Source organism: Prosthecobacter gellanilyticus, assembly GCF_007992435.1.
In the GTDB taxonomy this organism is placed as follows: Bacteria; Verrucomicrobiota; Verrucomicrobiia; order Verrucomicrobiales; family Verrucomicrobiaceae; genus Prosthecobacter; species Prosthecobacter gellanilyticus.
Map to the genome: position 1 here is coordinate 1 of NZ_BKAG01000078.1, position 18,783 is coordinate 18,783.

Annotated in this window: 14 protein-coding genes and 1 pseudogene; all 15 read left to right on the top strand. The window is 55.6% G+C overall.

The features are described 5' to 3' along the window. Nucleotides 1-270: helix-turn-helix domain-containing protein (locus tag BGE01nite_RS27440; RefSeq protein WP_218033117.1), on the top strand; the 270-nt coding region annotated here is incomplete at its 5' end. A gap of 1,653 nt (nt 271-1,923) precedes the next feature. Next, entirely contained in the window at nt 1,924-2,577 is a 654-nt protein-coding gene (locus BGE01nite_RS27445; RefSeq protein WP_146855902.1) for a hypothetical protein, read from the top strand. Between the two features lie 184 nt (nt 2,578-2,761). Beyond that, nucleotides 2,762-5,638 carry an SNF2-related protein gene (locus BGE01nite_RS27450; RefSeq protein ID WP_218033118.1) on the top strand — a complete coding sequence of 959 codons (2,877 nt, stop codon included), beginning with the start codon at nt 2,762-2,764 and terminating at the stop codon, nt 5,636-5,638. Nucleotides 5,639-5,660: 22 nt separating this feature from the next. After that, complete coding sequence (locus BGE01nite_RS29170; protein ID WP_170267109.1) at nt 5,661-5,828, top strand: hypothetical protein; 168 nt, start codon at nt 5,661-5,663, stop codon at nt 5,826-5,828. Next, a complete protein-coding gene (locus BGE01nite_RS27455) occupies nt 5,812-8,157 on the top strand; it encodes an AAA family ATPase (protein WP_170267110.1) in 2,346 nt (781 codons plus the stop codon). The genes BGE01nite_RS29170 and BGE01nite_RS27455 overlap by 17 nt, the downstream gene beginning before the upstream one ends. A gap of 27 nt (nt 8,158-8,184) precedes the next feature. After that, entirely contained in the window at nt 8,185-9,801 is a 1,617-nt protein-coding gene (locus tag BGE01nite_RS27460; RefSeq protein WP_146855906.1) for an HNH endonuclease, read from the top strand. 5 nt (nt 9,802-9,806) lie between these two features. Then, nucleotides 9,807-9,971: a hypothetical protein gene (locus BGE01nite_RS29175; RefSeq protein WP_170267111.1), complete on the top strand. Its 165-nt coding sequence runs from the start codon at nt 9,807-9,809 to the stop codon at nt 9,969-9,971. Between the two features lie 32 nt (nt 9,972-10,003). Next, a complete protein-coding gene (locus BGE01nite_RS27465) occupies nt 10,004-11,191 on the top strand; it encodes a hypothetical protein (protein WP_146855908.1) in 1,188 nt (395 codons plus the stop codon). Nucleotides 11,192-11,208: 17 nt separating this feature from the next. Next, nucleotides 11,209-12,846, top strand: a complete 1,638-nt coding sequence (locus BGE01nite_RS27470; RefSeq protein ID WP_146855910.1) for a site-specific DNA-methyltransferase — start codon at nt 11,209-11,211, stop codon at nt 12,844-12,846. After that, nucleotides 12,843-13,874: a virulence RhuM family protein gene (locus tag BGE01nite_RS27475; protein ID WP_146855912.1), complete on the top strand. Its 1,032-nt coding sequence runs from the start codon at nt 12,843-12,845 to the stop codon at nt 13,872-13,874. The genes BGE01nite_RS27470 and BGE01nite_RS27475 overlap by 4 nt, the downstream gene beginning before the upstream one ends. Next, complete coding sequence (locus tag BGE01nite_RS27480) at nt 13,871-16,567, top strand: DEAD/DEAH box helicase (protein WP_146855914.1); 2,697 nt, start codon at nt 13,871-13,873, stop codon at nt 16,565-16,567. The genes BGE01nite_RS27475 and BGE01nite_RS27480 overlap by 4 nt, the downstream gene beginning before the upstream one ends. Continuing rightward, entirely contained in the window at nt 16,558-17,121 is a 564-nt protein-coding gene (locus tag BGE01nite_RS27485) for a hypothetical protein (protein ID WP_146855916.1), read from the top strand. The genes BGE01nite_RS27480 and BGE01nite_RS27485 overlap by 10 nt, the downstream gene beginning before the upstream one ends. Nucleotides 17,122-17,160: 39 nt before the next feature. Beyond that, nucleotides 17,161-17,331 (top strand): winged helix-turn-helix domain-containing protein, encoded by a 171-nt coding sequence (locus BGE01nite_RS29965; protein WP_170267112.1) that lies wholly within the window; start codon nt 17,161-17,163, stop codon nt 17,329-17,331. Nucleotides 17,332-17,734: 403 nt separating this feature from the next. Then, a complete protein-coding gene (locus BGE01nite_RS27495; RefSeq protein ID WP_170267113.1) occupies nt 17,735-18,151 on the top strand; it encodes a helix-turn-helix domain-containing protein in 417 nt (138 codons plus the stop codon). Further along, nucleotides 18,136-18,672 (top strand): annotated as a pseudogene (locus tag BGE01nite_RS27500) (IS630 family transposase); the annotation flags it as partial. The gene BGE01nite_RS27495 and the pseudogene BGE01nite_RS27500, both read left to right, overlap by 16 nt. Nucleotides 18,673-18,783 lie beyond the last annotated feature (111 nt).

Here is an 18,783-nt window from a genome sequence, read left to right on the forward strand (position 1 = left end):
CTATATCTATCCACGTCGAAAGCTATGAGCAAACTCGACACCACACCATCTTCAGCGACAGTCACCGCATTGCCTGAGTTCGCAGATCACAAAAATGCCCGTGCCCTTTTCGGGCTGTCACGCAGCTACCTCTATAACCTCGCCAGCGAGGGCAAGATCCGCTCGGTAAGCATCCGAAAGCCTGGTGCCACTAGAGGCCGACGTCTCTTTGATTGCGCGAGCATTCGTGCATTTCTTGAGGGCTCCACAGCTAACGATCTCAGACAATGAGATCACCGTCTGGTTGCGTTTCAGACTGCCTCCAACAGGCGAAATCACAGCCATTTCGGCCACATATTCCATTCGCATTGAATCAATTACGACGGCCGTTAAAACGGCAATTCGTGGTGGACAAAACGAATTCATTTGGACGCCGCAATTCGGGCCGAATGGCTCGTCGACAAGGTTAGGATGGCTCACATTTGAGCGGTGGGCTGAAGCCTACTGAAAACACGCCATCCAAGTCCTTGCAAAAGCCTCTGCACGGTGGGCTTCCACAGCCTCATACGGCGCGCTGCGACTTTGAGCACCGTGATGTGAATGGGCTGCCCATGCACCGAACACAACAACCATTGATTCATGGAGTACGTTCTCCGCCCTCACGTAGCCGTTACCCACAGACGAGGCCGTATTGTCCCTCCTCGGCCCAAGATCGGGGAGAGCCGGCCATGTCCCTATTCTCGGGCGGACATCAACGGTCTATTGGCAACAGCGCACGCAGTGAACTGGCAGGCAATGGTGACTTTGACCACTCCACCAAAGCGTCGAATTACCGATTGGCCAACGCTGCACAGCACCCTTCAGAGGCTCAAGCAGGCATTGGCAAACTGGCGCAGACGTAAGGCGTTCCCGGCCATGCTTTTGGTTACCGAGTTTGATGGCGATTCAGAAGAGACGTGCTGGGCTCATTTTCACATCGGCTGCGCACGTCCCCTATCCGAAGAGCAACAAGGGATCTTCGCCGATTGGTGGCTCCAGCAAAACGAGGCTGAAAATAACCAAGGCCATCTTTTCGATCACAGGGCCGATAGCGGAGGCGTGCAACTTCAGGACTATCTAGCTAAAGACATTCGTCGCGTTCGGGGGCAACGGAGCCACTTCGTGAAATATGCCGCCCCTTGGCTTCCAGACCGAGTGGAAATGCGCCTTTGGTTCGTTGTCGGCAGCAAGAGACGATCGGCTAGTGAGGGTGCCATCCTATGCGCGCAGAGAGGCCTCAGGCGGCGGCGTTACTGCGGTGAGCGTGTGATTTCACTCGAAGCCAAACAACTCACGGACACAACCCCTTTCGACAGAGAGCACGCATCCGTACCAATAACCGCAGAAGTTGCGGATCCCTCGACAACCGTTTGCGAGTCACCAACACCGACAACCGCTCACGGACCGAATTGCCCCAAACATCTTTCCGACCGCTACTCGAACTGGCTGTTCTGCGCCAAGAACAGGCAAAGCCGCCGCCACACCAGCTGGAAGACAAATAACTCGCCACAACGGGCTAGGGCTAGGAGCCCGCCATTCAATCAACCAATTGGTTTTGTGACTTACCAAATCCTAACCAAAGGGAGGTTTTCAACTTTGCGGCAGTCTTTGCTCAGACTTCGTGGACAAGAGAGTTGACACTCACTCGCCTGTTTCATAGCTTGTGACTTGATCAGCAACACACTGATCCGGGCCTAGTAAACCCGTCTTCTAAGCGTCCAGGTGTGGACGAAAAACGACACCCTCGCGCCACATGGCCTGGGGGATGGCAGTGTATGTCCAGCCTATCTTCCCTCGCGGCGGATGGGTAAAGACTGTCATGGTCGTCTTAGAGCGGCTTTACTACCCCCAGACCACCTGGGGCCGGAGGAGCGTGACGCTTGACCAAGCAACATGCTTATCTCCATGAATGACGAAAGCCTCTTCTGCTGTCGCTGTGGCACAGCCTTCAATGCGCAGGTAAAATCATCCTTCCTTGGGAGCCGCCATTTTACCTGCCACTGCGGTCATAAAAGCACTTTCCCGCCGGGGCGTGCTGGTCGCATCGTCTACTGGTGTTTGCTTGCCTGGCTCCTTTTCAGCGTGGGCTGGTCAGCAACACATGGAGGCCTTCCCATTCCGGGTGTTTTCGGGTTCCTGATCCTTATCGGAGCCACAAACGTTTGGGCTGCACATGTAAAAGTAAAACGAGCGCGGGAGTTTCACCTGAAGCAAGGGACACTGGGCAGAGGCGTTGCAACACGAGTGGTGAAACCGTTCCTCGATCTCCCCTCGCAGACAGCTCGGGCGTACCAGTCCACCACTGAGACCCCTTCGTCTCACACACAAATTCCTTTGATCGTTGAAGGGCTGTTGTCCGTGTTTGGGGTGGTTCTGGGCTTAGCCCTCATCCTGCCAACACTCTATTTGGGAGGTCTCCTTGTAGAAATCCTCGGTTCTGAGAAACGCTTTGTGCTTGAAGGTGAGGGGCTGAAAGTCACGCGTTCTGCTATCCTCGTCCTGGGTTTGGCACTTCTGGCTTGGGGGGCATTGCACGTCCAAGGTAAGCGTCGGCGGTGATTGAAACATTTCTACCGGTGGGCTGCTGCCGATTCTCCAACCTATTTGCGGACAGTGAAGAGCGTGACAGCTTCCTTATCTGAGCACCTGACTTCCAAGCCTACACCGTGTGGTTAGGCAATGAATGGCCAGACCGATACCAAAGCTTGCCATATTGTAAGAAAGACTCTTGAGTAGGCTTTGCGTGCCGATTACTGATTACCAAGCCAAATACCTCGCCTACGAACTGACGAAGCGCTGCGCTTCGGACAGTGAGGAAAAGCTGGCGGCAACCGTGGCGGGGGCGCAGGTGGACTTGAACCCGCATCAGGTGGATGCCGCGTTGTTTGCGTTTGAGTCGCCGTTGTCGAAGGGCGTGATCCTGGCGGATGAAGTTGGTCTTGGAAAGACCATCGAGGCCGGATTGGTCATCTCGCAGAAGTGGGCGGAGCGGAAGCGCCGTATCCTGGTCATCACCCCGGCAAACCTCCGCAAGCAGTGGCATCAGGAGTTGAACGAGAAGTTTTTCCTGAACTGCGAGATCCTTGAGGCCAAGTCCTACAATGCTGCGGTGAAGCGCGGCCATTTCCGGCCCTTTGAACCACAGGAGGATGCCGTGGTCATTTGCTCCTACCAGTTTGCGGCCACGAAGTCGCCCGACGTACATCGCACGGATTGGGATTTGGTGGTGATCGACGAAGCGCACCGCCTGCGGAACGTCTATAAGCCGAACAACAAGATCGCCAACCTGCTCAAGATGGCACTTAACCAGCGCCATAAGCTCCTGCTCACGGCCACCCCGCTGCAAAACTCCCTGCTGGAGTTGTTTGGCCTCGTGAGTGTCATCGACGAGCACACCTTTGGCGATGTGCGCAGCTTCCGGGAGCAATTTGCCAATCCGAATGCGCAGACCTACGACCTGCTGAAGGCCAGGCTGCGGCCCTTGTGCCACCGCACGCTGCGCAGGCAGGTTACGGCCTACGTGCCCTATACGAAGCGCCACGCCATCGTGCAGCCCTTCGATCCTTCGGACAATGAGGACGCGCTTTACGACCTCGTTTCCGATTACCTCCAGCGGGACAATCTTCAGGCACTTCCACCCAGCCAGCGAAAGCTCATGACGCTTGTGCTGCGGAAGCTGCTCGCTTCCTCCTCCTTCGCCATTGCCGGGGCGCTCACCTCCATGGCCAACCGCATGAAGGCGCGCCTCAAGGCCGACGACGAGAGGAGCGCTGCCATGCTTCTTCCGTTGGGGGAAGAACTGAGCGAGGACTACGAAGGCCTCGAAGACACTGCTGAAGAATGGGACGAGGAGGAAGAGGCTGAACCCCTAACCATCGAAGACCGCAAAGCCATTCAGGCGGAAATCGAGGATTTGGAAGAATTCACCCGCCTTGCTTTGAGCATCGATCACAACGCTAAGGGGAAAGCCCTGATCACAGCGTTGACCACCGCTTTCGCCAAAGCCCGCGAAATTGGAGCGGCGGAGAAGGCCATCATCTTCACGGAGTCGCGGAAGACGCAGAGCTACCTGCTCCGGCTGCTGGCCGACAGCCCGTATGCGGAAGGCATCGTGCTCTTCAATGGCACGAATACCGATGACCGCTCGAAGGCCATCTATGCCAAGTGGGTGGCCAAGCATCACGGCACGGACAAGATCACCGGTTCCCGCACGGCGGACATGCGCAGCGCCTTGGTGGATTACTTCCGCGAGGAAGGCCGCATCATGATCGCCACGGAGGCCGGGGCGGAGGGCATCAACCTCCAGTTCTGCTCCCTCGTGGTGAACTACGATCTGCCGTGGAATCCCCAGCGGATAGAGCAGCGCATCGGCCGCTGCCACCGTTACGGGCAGAAGCATGACGTGGTGGTGGTGAACTTCCTCAACCAGAAGAACGAGGCCGACCTCCGGGTTTACCAGTTGCTCGACCAGAAGTTTGAGCTGTTCCGGGGGGTGTTCGGCTCCAGTGACGAGGTGCTAGGCACCATCGAGTCCGGCGTGGACTTCGAGATGCGCATCGCCGCCATCTATCAGACCTGCCGGAAGCCGGAGCACATCAAAGAGGCCTTCGACCAGCTTCAGTTAGAGCTGAACTTCGAGATCAATGAAGCCCTTCGCCTCACCCGGCAAAAGCTGCTGGAGAACTTCGACGAGGAAGTGCAGGCCAAGCTCAAGCTGCGCGATGACAGCTCCCGCACGCTGCTGAGCCACTTTGAAAAGCAGCTTATGACCCTCACCCGGCACGAGCTGCGGGACCTCGCCACCTTCCACAGTGATTCCGCCTTCGAGCTTCATCACTTGCCTGCCTCGGTGGGGAAACAGGTTCCCACAGGGCTATATGTCCTGCCTCGCAGCAGCAGCACGGCCCATGTCTATCGCCTCGGCCACCCGCTGGCCGAGCAATTGGTCACCACAGCCAAGGCACGGGAGCTCCCTCCGGCGGAGCTCGAGTTTCACTACGCCCAGCACGGCAGCAAGATCAGCATCCTGGAACCGCTGCGCGGTCAATCCGGCACGCTGATGGTTTCGCTCTTTACCGTCGAGTCCATGGATCAGGCGGAGGATCACCTCATCTATGCCGCCTACACGGATGACGGCACCGCACTGGATCAGGAGCAGGCCCGCCGTCTACTGGGCCTTCCCGCAACCTTCAAAGGTCCGGTGCTCGACCTGCCCGCGCCTGCCGTGCTCGGAGAGATTGCCAGCGCTCGACAGCAGCAGATTCAGCAGATCATCGCCAAACGGAACGCCCACTACTACGAGGCCGAGGCGCAGAAGCTCGATGGGTGGGCGGACGACCTCAAAGTCGGCCTGGAGCGCGAGATCAAGGAAATGGACCGCCTCATCAAGGAAGCCCGCCGCGCCGCCGCCACTGCTCTCACCCTGGAAGAAAAGCTCGCCAGCCAAAAGCAGATCAAAACCGTCGAAGCCCAACGCAACGACAAACGCCGGACCCTCTTCGATGCCCAAGACGCTATCGACCAGAAACGTGATGAGCTGATTGGCAAGACGGAAGGGAAGCTTCAGCAGGCTACTACCTCAATGAACCTATTCACTCTGCGCTGGAACCTAACTAATTAACTCTATGCCCTTGCCAGAAGACATGCCCTCACGCCTTGAAAGGTCCCTCACAAAGGGCGATTTGCTCGACGCGTCTCTGGTAAAGGAGGTCATTGATGGCTTGGAGTCCGGCAAGCCGATCAAATGGAACCTCATTCTCGCCCGGCAACTTCAACTGGAGAAGGAGGGAGTGGATGAAGCTGACGATTGAAGCATTCCGAGGGGTAAACCAAGAGTTTAACCTCAACTTCGACACGAGAAGCCATCTCTCCATCATTTATGGGGAGAATGGATCGGGCAAAACGACCATCTCAGATGCGCTGGAGTTCCTCTTCAATGAGACGTCGGGCTCGCTGGAAGAAAAGTCGCTGGATGGAAAGACCCGAATTCTGGCTCTGGTGCATGCCCGTCGGAAAAAGCAAGACCTCCGCGTGCAGTGGCAGGATGGCAGTGACACCGTGACGGCCCGCATTGGTTCCACCAAACCGCAGATCACCGGCACGGTGAAGGGCAAGCTCCACACGCTGTCGAGAAAGCACATCACTAAGCTGGTTGAGGAGACACCCAGCAGACGCTTCGAACGCATTCAGGACTTCGTCACCTTGCCGGACTTGGAGAGGGAGGAAGCCGAACTCCGAAACTTTGCCACAGGGCAGAGACGGCTCTTGGAAAGCCAGGAACGCCTTGCTCAGCAGGTCGAGGTTGATCTCGACAGTCTCCATCAAAGAGCCACTCAGAGCGATCCCGTGGCGCCTGCACGGGAGGCATGGATCAAGGGCATCCTCGCGCAGAGCTCCGAGACCAGCGATGAGCAGCTTCAAATTTTTGAAGACTTGCATCACTCGATCACGAGGCTTCGTGACGACTTCAAGCCGTTGAAGGAGTCCTACTCCCAAGTCGCGCTCGCAAGGGACGAGTTGGTAGCAGCACAAAACGAACTCGTCCGGTTGGTTTCTGAATCCACGGACGACTTCGCTGAAGCTCTGGACACTTTGGAGCAGGCAAAGGTGCTGTTCGACAAAACAAGCCGTGATGCCTGCCCGGTCTGCGACACTGTAATCGGCCATCAGGAACTCGTGGCAAAGGTGTCTGGTAAGCTGGCGCGTCTCAAAGCGCTCAGTGCACAGAGTGCCAAGGTTAAGCAGGCGGAGACTTCACAGCGGAATGCCACGACTGCCGTTGAAACCCTGCAAAAGGGCTTTTTTGCCATCATTAATCAACTTCGACAGGTCCACCAAGCCGCCCAGGATGAACTAGAGGGTTTGCCGGGGCTTGTCCCATCCTTGCTTCAATCCACGGAAGCAGCACACCTGACGGCGGAGTGGTTTCAGGGTTTGGCAGCGCAAGCAGCCCAATTGAAGCCTCTCTCCGAGCATGTGGAGAAGCAAAGAACCGCCCTGCTTCAGCGGAAGGACCAGCAAAGCCAGTTGAAGGCGATTCTGAGCCGGAAGAAGGACACCCGTCAGGAACATGCCGAGATTAGCCGCATGATCGAAAAGGCGGAGCAGATTGCCACCATGCTCCGAGAGCACCGGATAAGGCATGCCAATGAGACACTGACGGCCATCTCCGGTGAATTTGCCCGGCTCTACCACTCCATTCATCCCGGCGAAGAGATCGAGAATATCCGTCTTTATTTGCACCCCACTCAAAAGGGGGCAGCACGCTTTGATGGCACGCTGTTTGGCAATGAAGAGATGTCACCGGTGGCTTGCCTTTCGGAATCCCACCTCGACACCCTCGGGCTCTGTTTGTTTCTTGCGCTGCAAAAGAAGGAAGACCCGAAGAATACCCTTTTGTATCTGGATGATGCCATCGCTTCCGTGGACGAGGCGCACATGGAGCGGCTGTATCATCTGTTCCTAGCGGAGGCACCGAATTTCCGCCACGTCATCATCACCAGCCACTACCAGCCACTGCGCTTCAAGTTCCGCTGGGGTCTGCTGACTCAGGCCAAGGTGAGCTTCATCGAGTTGGGGGCTTGGTCTTTGGACCAGGGCATCACGTTGGCCAAAGGACCTAACTCCGAAATCAAATTTCTGCGCCGGTATGTCCATGAAGGCGAGGATGCAGCGACCATTGCCGCCAAGTCCGGGCTGGTTCTTGAGCGCTTGTTTGACTTCCTCACCGGCATTTACCAGTGCCGCCTGCCTCGCAATCCGGGTGCTGAGCAGCGCTGGACGCTCGATCATTACAAAGGCGGCTTGCAGGGTGAGAAGAAGCTGCTGCCAGCCCTCCAGTGCGACCATTTCGACACCGAGGGCAAACCGATAGAATCCCACATGCTGGAACCGCTGCTCACCAATATCTTCTCTCGGCTCCAATTCAGGAATGCCATCGGCTGTCACTACAAGGAGCTGGCAGGCTGCTTCAATGAACTTGGCGAGGCCATGAAACTCGGTCAGGCGACCCTAGGGCTCGTGGATGCGATTTGTGATGAGAACGACGAGTTGCCTGACAGTCAAAAAGACGGCAAAAGCTGGACAAACCGGGGAACTGTCACCCGAAGACTTTACCCGCTTCTTAAGCCCCTGAGCTGAAACATTTAGTGTTTACCCCTTTCCAGCATGCCATCCCTTTATCTCAACCGCCTCCAGCCCGAATATCGCAGCGCCCTGCTAAAGGAGCTGCACGAACGCCAAAGCGGCAACTGCTTCATTTGCGGCAAGCCCATTGATCTTAAGCTTCAAAAGGACTCCATTGATGTCGATCATGTCATTCCGACATCGCTGAACGGACCGGATAACCCAGGCAACTTCGCGCTCACCCATGACTCCTGCAATCGTGGCAAGCAGGACAGCGACCTCCGCGTCGCGCGCATCATTGCGAGGTTTGATCAGATCAATGAGGGAGTGGAAGACCAAAGCCGTGCTGCGAATCTGGGAGATGTGCTCGCAGCCTTTCGTGGAGCCAGCCATCCATTCCCGGTCACCATCAATGGCAGCAAGCTTTCCTACTCCCTCGCAGCCTCAGGCAGGAATGACATTGAGTCCGTGCCTCTCTATGAGGATCGCCTGTCAGGCTTCAAATTCTTCTTCGCCCAACTGCCCATTGAATACATCCAGCACGACGGAAAGCTCAACCCGAGAGCCATCGGCCCCAACATCAAGAAGCTCATCAAGGAGTTTCATACCAAGCGACCGCAGCTGCATGTAGCTCTTGGTTGGTTGAGCACGAAAGACGGAGATCAGGCGGAAATCCGCATCTTCGACGGGCAGCACAAAGCGGCTGCGCAGATTATGCTCGGGGCGAAGGAACTGCCTGTCCGCGTCTTCGTGGACCCGGATGTGGATGTGCTTCTCACCGCCAACACCCTGGCAGGGACCACGCTGCGGCAGGTGGCATTCGATAAGTCAGTCCAGCGCAGCTTGGGAAGCGCGTTGCTGGCGGACCGCATCGAGCGCTATCGCAAGGATCGCAGCCTTCCCGAGGATAGCGAAGACTTCTCCGAGCAGGATCTTCAGCGGCACTTCAAGGGCGAGCGGGAGATGAAGCGCTACATCCTCGATGGCATCCGCTCCAGCATCACCCAGCACAAAGAGAACAAGTTGCTCGATTTCATCGAGTATGGAGGGCGGGGTTCCGACTTCCCCCTGAGTTACAGCACTGTGGAAAAGACCTTCTATTCCTTTTTCATTGGTGCTGACCTGCTTCCCACGCGCCTGAATCACCGCGCGGAAGAAGGGCTCAACCCGCGCATGCTGGAGGTCGATCAGATGGTCACCCTCATGAACATCATCGCGGAAGAGATCTTCATCGACAAGTTTGACCTCGATATTGGCACCAGCCGTATCGAGAACAAAGTGTCCAAAGGCGAGGACGTGCCCGAGGCCCATCTTGCTGCCTATCGCATGGCCAAGGAGGAGATCATTTATAACTGGCTGCGGCTCGTGAAACAGGTCATTCAGACCTCTTTTGTAACCTCTGGCACGCCCTTTGATGAAAAGGCTCCGCTCCAGAAGCATCTGCCACCCAACGCTTGGAACAACGTGCGTAACTTCATCCGGGCTCTGCGGCGCCTGCCCTTGTGGGTGAACAAGGACATGGCGACCTCGGTGTTCGGCGGCAAACGCAACATGGATTTTTGGAAGCAAATTTTCGATGAGGGGACCACGCCCGAAGGCCAGAAGGTGCTCGGGCAAAAGATCGACCTCATCAAGATGATGCAGAACCCTGACGCCTAGCCTTGATGTCTTCCAAAAAAAACAAACTCGAACCAACCTGGATTGGCAAGGACCACCGGCCAAGGCTGGAGCTGCGCATCTTGCGGGAGGAGTTGTATAAAGCGTATCACGCCGCGCACCGCGTCTCCGACCGCGACCTCTTCGACAACCGCCTCATCCAGGTGTTCTAGGCGTCAATCATCATCGCACGTTCCCACTTTCCATGCCGTATCTTCCTTCCCCCGCTCTTCTTCGCGCATTAGACTCTCAGCGTTGGGATATCGAATACGCAGTGGGTAGAGCTGTGGATCACGCATTCACCATTGCTGAAACCGGCACGAAAGAAAAGCCTCAAGAGCCTGACTTCATCGCCTATTTCTTTCTTCAAGGGCTCCAACGCCTGGAGGCCGAGCTATGCGAGATCATGCGGCATAAAGGGTTCAAACTGACGCTCAGTGGAATTTTTTGTCACCAGACCCCAAAGGTTATTCCAGATGGGAAGGCAGGAATAACAACCTCTTCATGTGAACTGGGTGACCTGCTCTTGGTTTCCCTCCATTCCCCTCCCCGCAGCATCTTCGACTCTTTTGTTTCGAGCTGGCTGCCGCCTGCTCAGCCGAGTCTTCCTCATGCTGCGCTGGGCAGCGCCTTGTTACTCCAGTCAAAGATGGATGAGGTAAAGCCCAGCCCGTCAGACCTCCAGTGGCACCTCTATTGCCAAAGCCGAAAGTTCGAGTATCTGTCACCGAGACCGCTCAGAGGGAAAGAACGGTCCCTGCATGACGCTTCACCTGCGCTCTGGTATTGGAGTTTGCTCAAGGAGACAGATCGTTCCTTACATCATCACAGCTTTAGTTGGAACACGCTGGCCACACATGCTCGTTCCCAGGATCGCGCTGAGGCCGCTGCTCGTGTGAAGTGGAGCTTTCAGCGGTTAGTCTGGAGTCTTTTCGCTGGGATTGCTGGCGAATCGTTTTATCGGCCCGGGGTAGAGCCTTCTCAGCGGGAAAGCTGGAGCACCATTGTCAATGACCTCATCTCTGACACGGCGCACCGCGCTCTCCGCCGAAACAATGCGCATATCGTCCGAGAGCAGCCTGGGCTACTGCGCGGATCAGAGGCCTTGAGAGCACTGAACGCCAATCTGTATTCCAATCCCGCCATGCTAGTCCGCGCATCACTTGGCGATGGGCTGTCCGCATTCAGTGACGAATTGGGCGACATAGGATTGAAGCTCGAACACCAGCGTGAGGAGTCACTGCACAAGCCTTTTACTGCGCCGGAACGGAAGAACCAGTGGCGCGGAGATGACGATGGAGGGGATCCGCCCATCTTGGGCCGTGCGGTGGAAGGCAGGGACGAAGACGGCGGCGGCATGAGTTTCATCATTGCCAACTGGCAGGAACTGTAGCCCTTCATAATGAACTGATGTCCACGAAGAAAACCAAACTCGAACTCACCTGGATCGGCAAGGAGCACCGGCCGAAGCTGGAGCCGCGCATTCTGTTAGAGGAGGCGGACAAGTCGTATCATGCGTTGCACCGGGTCACGGACCGGGACCTCTTCGATAATCGCCTCATCCACGGGGACAACCTCCTCGCCCTCAAGGCCCTGGAGCAAGACTTTGCGGGCAAGGTGAAATGCATCTTCATCGATCCCCCGTACAATACCGGTAGCGCATTCGAGCACTACGATGATGGGGTGGAGCATTCGTTGTGGCTGTCGTTGATCAGGGAGCGGCTCGTTCTGCTGTGGCGGCTACTCAAAAATGACGGGTCGTTGTGGATCACCATTGATGATAATGAGTGCCACTATTTGAAAGTTCTTTGCGATGAGTTGTTTGGCCGAGCGTCCTTTGTCACCAGTATTGCCTGGGAAAAGGACAAAGGAAGAAGAAGCGACACCGACATTTCATCAGCACATGATCACATTTTGCTCTACGCCAAGAATCGGGCAATCTGGAAAAACATTCGTAACCCGCTCCCAAGGACTGCTGGCCAAGAGGAAAGATATAAGAACCCTGACCACGACCCACGTGGCCCATGGCTACAAGGTGACAATGCAACCGCTCGCAGTGGAGGCAAAGAGTCCAGTTATCCTATTACAACTCCTTCGGGCAGAGTCGTTACCCCATCAGCGGGTCGATATTGGGCCTTTTCAAAAGACACTTTCACTAAAGCTCTTGCAGACAATCGAGTTTACTTCGGCAAGAAGGGTGATGGGATGCCAATTTTGAAAAGGTATCTCTCCGAAGTGCAGGGGGGTATAGTCCCTCGTTCGTGGTGGCCTGCTGATGAGGCAGGTCATAATCAGGAAGCAAAAAGAGATCATCTAAACAAGCTACTGACGGAAGTTGATACATTCGAAACACCCAAGCCAGAACGTCTTCTTCAAACCATCCTCCACATCGCTACCAACTCCGGCGACCTCGTGCTCGACTCTTTCCTCGGTTCCGGCACGACGGCGGCGGTGGCCCACAAGATGGGGCGGCAGTGGATCGGGATCGAATTGGGCGGGCACTGCCACACGCATTGCCTGCCGCGTTTGAAGAAGGTGGTGGATGGCACGGACCCTGGCGGCATCACAGAGGCCGTGGGCTGGAAGGGTGGCGGCGGCTTCCGCTACTACAAACTGGCTCCCTCCCTGTTGCTACGGGACAAGTGGGACCAGCTCGTTATCAACCCGGAGTTCAACGCCCCCATGCTCGCCGAGGCGGTCTGCAAGCTAGAAGGTTTTACTTATGCCCCCAGTGACACGCTATACTGGCAGCAAGGCCACAGCACCGAACAGGATTTTATTTACACCACCACAGCTAACCTGAGTCACGACCAGCTTCAACAACTCAGCGATGAAGTCGGCCTGGACCGCAGCCTGCTCGTCGTCTGCTCCGCCTTCCGTGGCCGCAAGGAAGGCTACAGCAACCTGACCGTGAAAAAGATCCCCAAGGCCGTGCTTACCCGCTGCGAGTGGGGCAAGGATGACTACAGCCTGAAGGTGGAAAACCTCCCGAAAGCACCGGCCAAGCCGGGGCAACTGGACCTCTTCGGAGACAGAAACGAATCATGAAGGAAGAACGCCAGGAGCCGAAGTCCGAAATCATTCTCTATCAGACGGAGGATGGCAAAACCCGTGTGGATGTCCGGTTTGAAGCAGAAACATTGTGGCTCTCGCAAGCCCTCATGGCAGAGCTTTTTCAGAAAGACGTTCGTACGATCAATGAGCATCTAGTCAACGTCTTTGAAGAAGGTGAACTCCAGCGAGAGGCAACTATCCGGAAATTCCGGATAGTTCGAATGGAGGGGGAGCGGGAAGTCATGCGGGAGATTGAATACTACAATCTGGAGGCAATTTTGGCGGTTGGCTTCCGCGTTCGTAGCCAGCGCGGCACGCAATTTCGCCAATGGGCCATCTCTCGCCTAAATGAGTATCTGGTGAAGGGATTCACCATGGATGATGAACGGCTAAAGAATCCGCCCGGTGCGGGAGTGCCGGATTATTTCGATGAATTGTTGGAGCGCATCCGGGATATTCGCGCCAGCGAGAAGCGAATGTATCTCCGAGTGCGCGAGATTTTCGCCCTTGCGGCGGATTACCAACCCACGGAGGCCGACACCACAAAATTCTTCCAGATTATCCAAAATAAGCTCCACTTTGCCGCCACCGGTAAAACAGCTCCAGAGTTGATCCATGAGCGTGCGGACCACAAACTGCCAAACATGGGCCTATGTGCCTTTGAAGGAAAGGTGGTGCATAAAAAAGATGTCACCGTGGCGAAGAACTACCTTCACAATGAGGAGATTGAGGAGTTGAACCGTATCGTCGTGATGTTCCTGGACTATGCTGAAGATCAGGCAAAACGACGGAAGCAGGTCTTAATGAAAGATTGGCAGGAGAAGCTTGATGGATTCCTGACCTTCAATGAACGCCGCGTGCTGCCGGATGCTGGGAAAAGATCACGATCCCAGGCGGATACTCATGCCCTGTCGGAGTATGCCCGTTTTGAAGAACGACGTCGTGCCCTGGCCGAAGCAGAAGGCGAAAAGGCTCTCCGCCAATTGGAACAAACAGCCAAGAAGCTCCCGAAGAAGAAATGAACCGCAACGTCAACGCCATCTCCGGCCGTCTGAGCCTGCGCAAACCGCAGAGAGACTCCTTGGAACTGCTGCACCGCCTTACTGAGATCCTTTCCTGGGAAAAAGGCAGCTCCAAGAAATCGCCCGACCTTGCGGCAGTGCTCTCTGCCATCCGCAACGAGTTCCCCACGGTGACGGACTTCGAGCGGGAATTTGCCTCGCTCTGCTTTGCCCTCGCCACTGGGGTGGGAAAGACGCGGCTCATGGGGGCCTTCATCGCCTACCTGCACCTGGAGCATGGCATCAACAACTTCTTCGTCATGGCTCCCAACCTGACGATCTACAACAAGCTGATCACCGACTTCACACCGAACACTCGGAAGTATGTCTTCAAAGGTATCTCGGAGTTCGCCACGGATGCGCCAGAGATTATCACGGGAGACGATTACGAATCCAAGGCAGGCACGCTTTTTGACCAACTGCTGCGCTGCAAGATTAATATCTTCAACATCGGCAAGATCAACAGTGAAGTGCGCGGCGGGAAGTCCCCACGCATCAAGCGGCTAAGCGAATACATCGGTGAGAGCTATTTTGATTATCTGGCAGGGCTGCCGGACCTTGTCCTCATCATGGATGAGAGCCACCGCTACCGGGCTAGCGCAGGTGTGAGAGCCATTAATGAGTTGAAGCCCATTCTGGGCCTGGAATTGACGGCCACGCCTTTTGTGGAAGGCCCGAAGGGTGCAGTCCCTTTTAAGAATGTGATTCTCGACTACCCGCTTGGTCGAGCGATGACCGACGGGTTTGTCAAAGAACCTGCTGTGGTGACCCGGAAGGATTTCAGTCCGCTTGGAATGTCAGCAGAGGCCATTGAGCAATTGAAGCTGGAAGACGGTGTGCGAATGCACGAGCAGACAAAGGTGCTGCTCGAAACCTATGCGCGTGAGGCAGATGCCAAGATCGTGAAGCCATTTGTCTTGGTGATTGCCCGCGATGTGACGCACGCGAAGAGCCTGGTTGAGCTAATCAAGTCCGACGACTTCTTTGAAGGTCGCTACAAGGACAAGGTGATCCAGGTGGATAGCAGCAAGACAGGAGCCGACGAGGATCAGATGATTCAAGACCTCCTGGCAGTGGAAAGCACAGAGTCGCCCACGGAGATCGTGATCCACGTGAACATGCTCAAAGAAGGCTGGGACGTGACGAATCTCTACACCATCGTGCCGCTGCGTGCCGCGAATGCCCGCATCCTCATCGAACAATCCATCGGGCGCGGTTTACGTTTGCCCTACGGCAAGCGCACGGGTGTAGCCGCCGTGGACCGCCTGAGCATCATTGCCCATGACAAATTCCAGGAGATCATTGATGAGGCCAGCAAGCCAGGCTCGATGATCAAGATGAAGCAAGTGATCCTGACCGCCGAAGAAACCGGGGAGAAGATCTCAACCGTTGTGTCAGAATCCAACTTGAAGGCCAAGCTGGGATTTCAACCCGAGAACCAGACGAGCAGCACCGAAAACGCAGGCAAGGACACCAAGCCTGCCTTTGACACCCCGGATAAGCAGCGCGTGGCGCAGATCGCCTATGAAGTGATCAAGCGGCTGGAAGCCAAGCCTGAGCAGGCGCCGACCATGGAGGCGCTCAAAACGCTGGAGGTGCAGAAGTTCATCCTTCAAGAAGTCGCCGCTCAGTATCACGCGGGTCCGCAGCAGATGGAGATGGAAGGTATCGCGCCAAAGCTCGATATGGCCGCCATCATCACCGAGACCACCAGCCTCGTCGTGAACGAGATGATTCCCATCCCGCGCATCCTTGTGGTTCCGAAGGGAGAGGTGAAAAGCTGGTTTGAGCCATTCACGCTGGAACTAAGCAGCATAAAGTTTCCCGTTCCCTCCAAGGATCTGTGGGTCCACAACCTGCACACCAACAAGGGCGAAGCTGTTACCGTGAGCAACGACGGTGCCCGCGAGAAACGCATGGAAGACTATGTGGTGGCCGGGCTGGTGGACTTTGACGATGTGTCTTACGACACGAACGCCGATCTGCTCTACGACCTCGCCACGCAAACCGTGAACCACTTTCGCACCTACCTCCCCGAAGAGGAAATCTGGCAGGTGCTGCATTTTCACCAGAAAGACATCGCGCAGTTCATTCACTCCCAGATGCACAAGCATTTCCGGGAAGACAAGTCGGACGACGATAATGTAGTGATCAGTAAAGGGTTCACTGAGCTGAAAGACAGCGCCTACACTGCCAAGAAGGACGGGCCGCCACTCGACTACCGCCAGTCGCCCTCGGACAAGAGCAACATGGCAAAGTATCTCTTCGGTGGCTTTCAGAAGTGCCTGTATCCGGTGCAGAAGTTTGACTCCGACTCCGAGCGCCGGTTGGCCTGTATCCTGGAGCGCGATGCCATTAAATGGTTCAAGCCCGCCAAAGGCCAGTTCCAGATGATTTACCGGGACGGTGCAAACCAGCCCGAGTATGTGCCTGACTTTGTGGCGGAAACTGAAACAGCCATCTACATGCTGGAACCGAAGGCCAAGAACGAAATGCAGGACGCCACGGTGCAGACCAAGAAGAGGGTTGCCGTGAAATGGTGCCTGAACGCCAGCGAATACAACGCCGAGCATGGCGGCAAGCCGTGGAAGTATGCACTGATACCGCATGACATCATCGCTGACAACATGACCCTCGAACGCCTATGTCAATAGCTGACATCAAGACAGTAAAGCCTCTCCAATTGTGGGAAGAGTTTAGATCTGCCTTCTGTGCAGCTCTCGATCTAAACAGTCGTGAAGGGCTGGGACAGATGTGGGAAAATATAAAGGCCAAGACATCCTTCTATGAAGGCACGTTGATGCCCATGATAACAAAAAGTTTGGGCTATGGTCTGGAGTTCGAGCGGTTTAGGTTCGACTACACCTTCGTTGATGAGAATGGAATTCCTCTGATCGTCGTCGAGTCAGAGAACGCACACGCCAAGGCATCTCATGAGATCAACTGCTTATGCAACTTGGCGGCTCCACTAAAAGTGTTAGTCCTGTCATGTGACTGGCAGCGTTCAGAAAAGATAACGCACTTGCCAGTTTGGCAGGCGATCATCCAAAAGAATCATGCAGTCGTGAGCGTGGATTGCCTTTATGGTATAATCGTCGGTGAGTGGGATGAACCCGAGGACGCTCTGCTTACCTACTCGTTCATGCTTCTCGACAACAAGGGTGCAGTCATTGATGAGCACATTCATAGTGTCCATCATCCCGTGTAGCCTTGGATTCACATGCCCATTCCGACATACCAAAAACTGATGCTACCTCTTCTCCGTGTGCTCGGTGAAGCCAGGGAAGGTGTGCAACAAGCGGAATTGACCCGAAGAGTGGCGGATGCAGTGGAACTGAGCGTAGAGCAGCGTCAGATTACGCTTCCCAGTGGCACACAGACAGCCATCCACAACCGAACGGGCTGGCCGCGCTCATGATCGCACACGGTGTAGGTGTATCTACCGTCCGAACCATTGCCCTGAAGAGAGTGGATTCAGACTACTTTCAAGAATGAGCTGGGATCACCCGACTTTGCACCCCTGACGTTGAAATCGTCCACTTGGGGATAGTTGGGAACTTTCTTTGCGCACCGAGCAGGATCTCAAACGCACATCTCCCTGTTGAAGCATTAGCATGATGCGAACCTAACCGGGGATGTTTTATCGAATGTGCCCTACGACTGACGGATAGGAAGTAGGGTCTATCGGATTTCGTTTTGGTCAGGGCGAATCAGCCATTGGTTAACAGCTGTTACGTTTGAATTGTCAAATTCAAATACTTGGCGCTAGAGCATTTTAAATAATTATATAGCTATCGAATGGAGGTATGTTAGGGAGTGCGATGGCCACACTCTCCCTGGATCTGCGTGAACGTATCATCAAAGCCTGTGACAAGGGCGAAAACACCCAGGAGGAGATTGCCCAGCGCTTTGATGTCTCCCTGGGCATGGTCAAAAAGCTCCTCCAGCAGCGCCGCAAGACAGGCTGCATCAAAGCCCGCCACCATCTCGCCGGACGCAAGAAGCTCATCGTCGCCGAGCACCGCATTGCCATCCGCCAGCATCTCAAGCGCAAGCCTGACATGACCCTGGCCGAACTGCGCGAGGAGCTGGGCCTCAACTGCACTCTGCCCGCGATCCACTATGTGCTCGTGGACATGGGGCTGACATATAAAAAAAGACGCTCCGCGCAGCCGAGCAAGAACGCGAAGACGTCCGCCGTGCGCGCAGACAGTGGAAGCGCAAACAAGGCACCTTAGAGCCCTGGCGGCTGGTGTTCCTGGATGAGAGCGGGGCCAAGACAAACATGACCCGTCTACGCGGCAGGGCCCCACGCGGGCGTCGTCTACACGCGGCAGCTCCTAGCGGGAGATGGCAGAGCACAACCATGATCTCATCCATCCGGCTGGATGGCACCACGGCTTGCATGCATCTGTCTGGCACGGCTGACACGGCGGCGTTTGTCACTTACATCGAGCAGGTGCTCTGCCCGACGTTGAGACCGGGAGATATAGTGGTGATGGACAATCTGTCGGTGCACAAGAGCCCGGAAGTGGAGAGGTTGGTCCGTAGTGTGGGAGCCGAAGTGCACTTCCTGCCCGCCTACTCACCTGATCTCAATCCCATCGAGAAGATGTGGAGCAAGATCAAGAACCTGCTGCGCAGTTTGGAAGCTCGGACACCTGAGCAGCTGGATGAAGCCATCAGCATGGCGTTCTCCAAAGTCACCGCCAAGGACGCCATGGGTTGGTTTGCTTCTTGTGGGTATAGTATTATTTAAAATGCTCTAAAGTGCTCTCAGAAGCTTGTATCTCAGTGGGTTGTGAGATCTTAAGATGTAATGGCTGTATCGTAAAACCCTCCCTCGTCCCCTCCATGTTTTGACTGAATG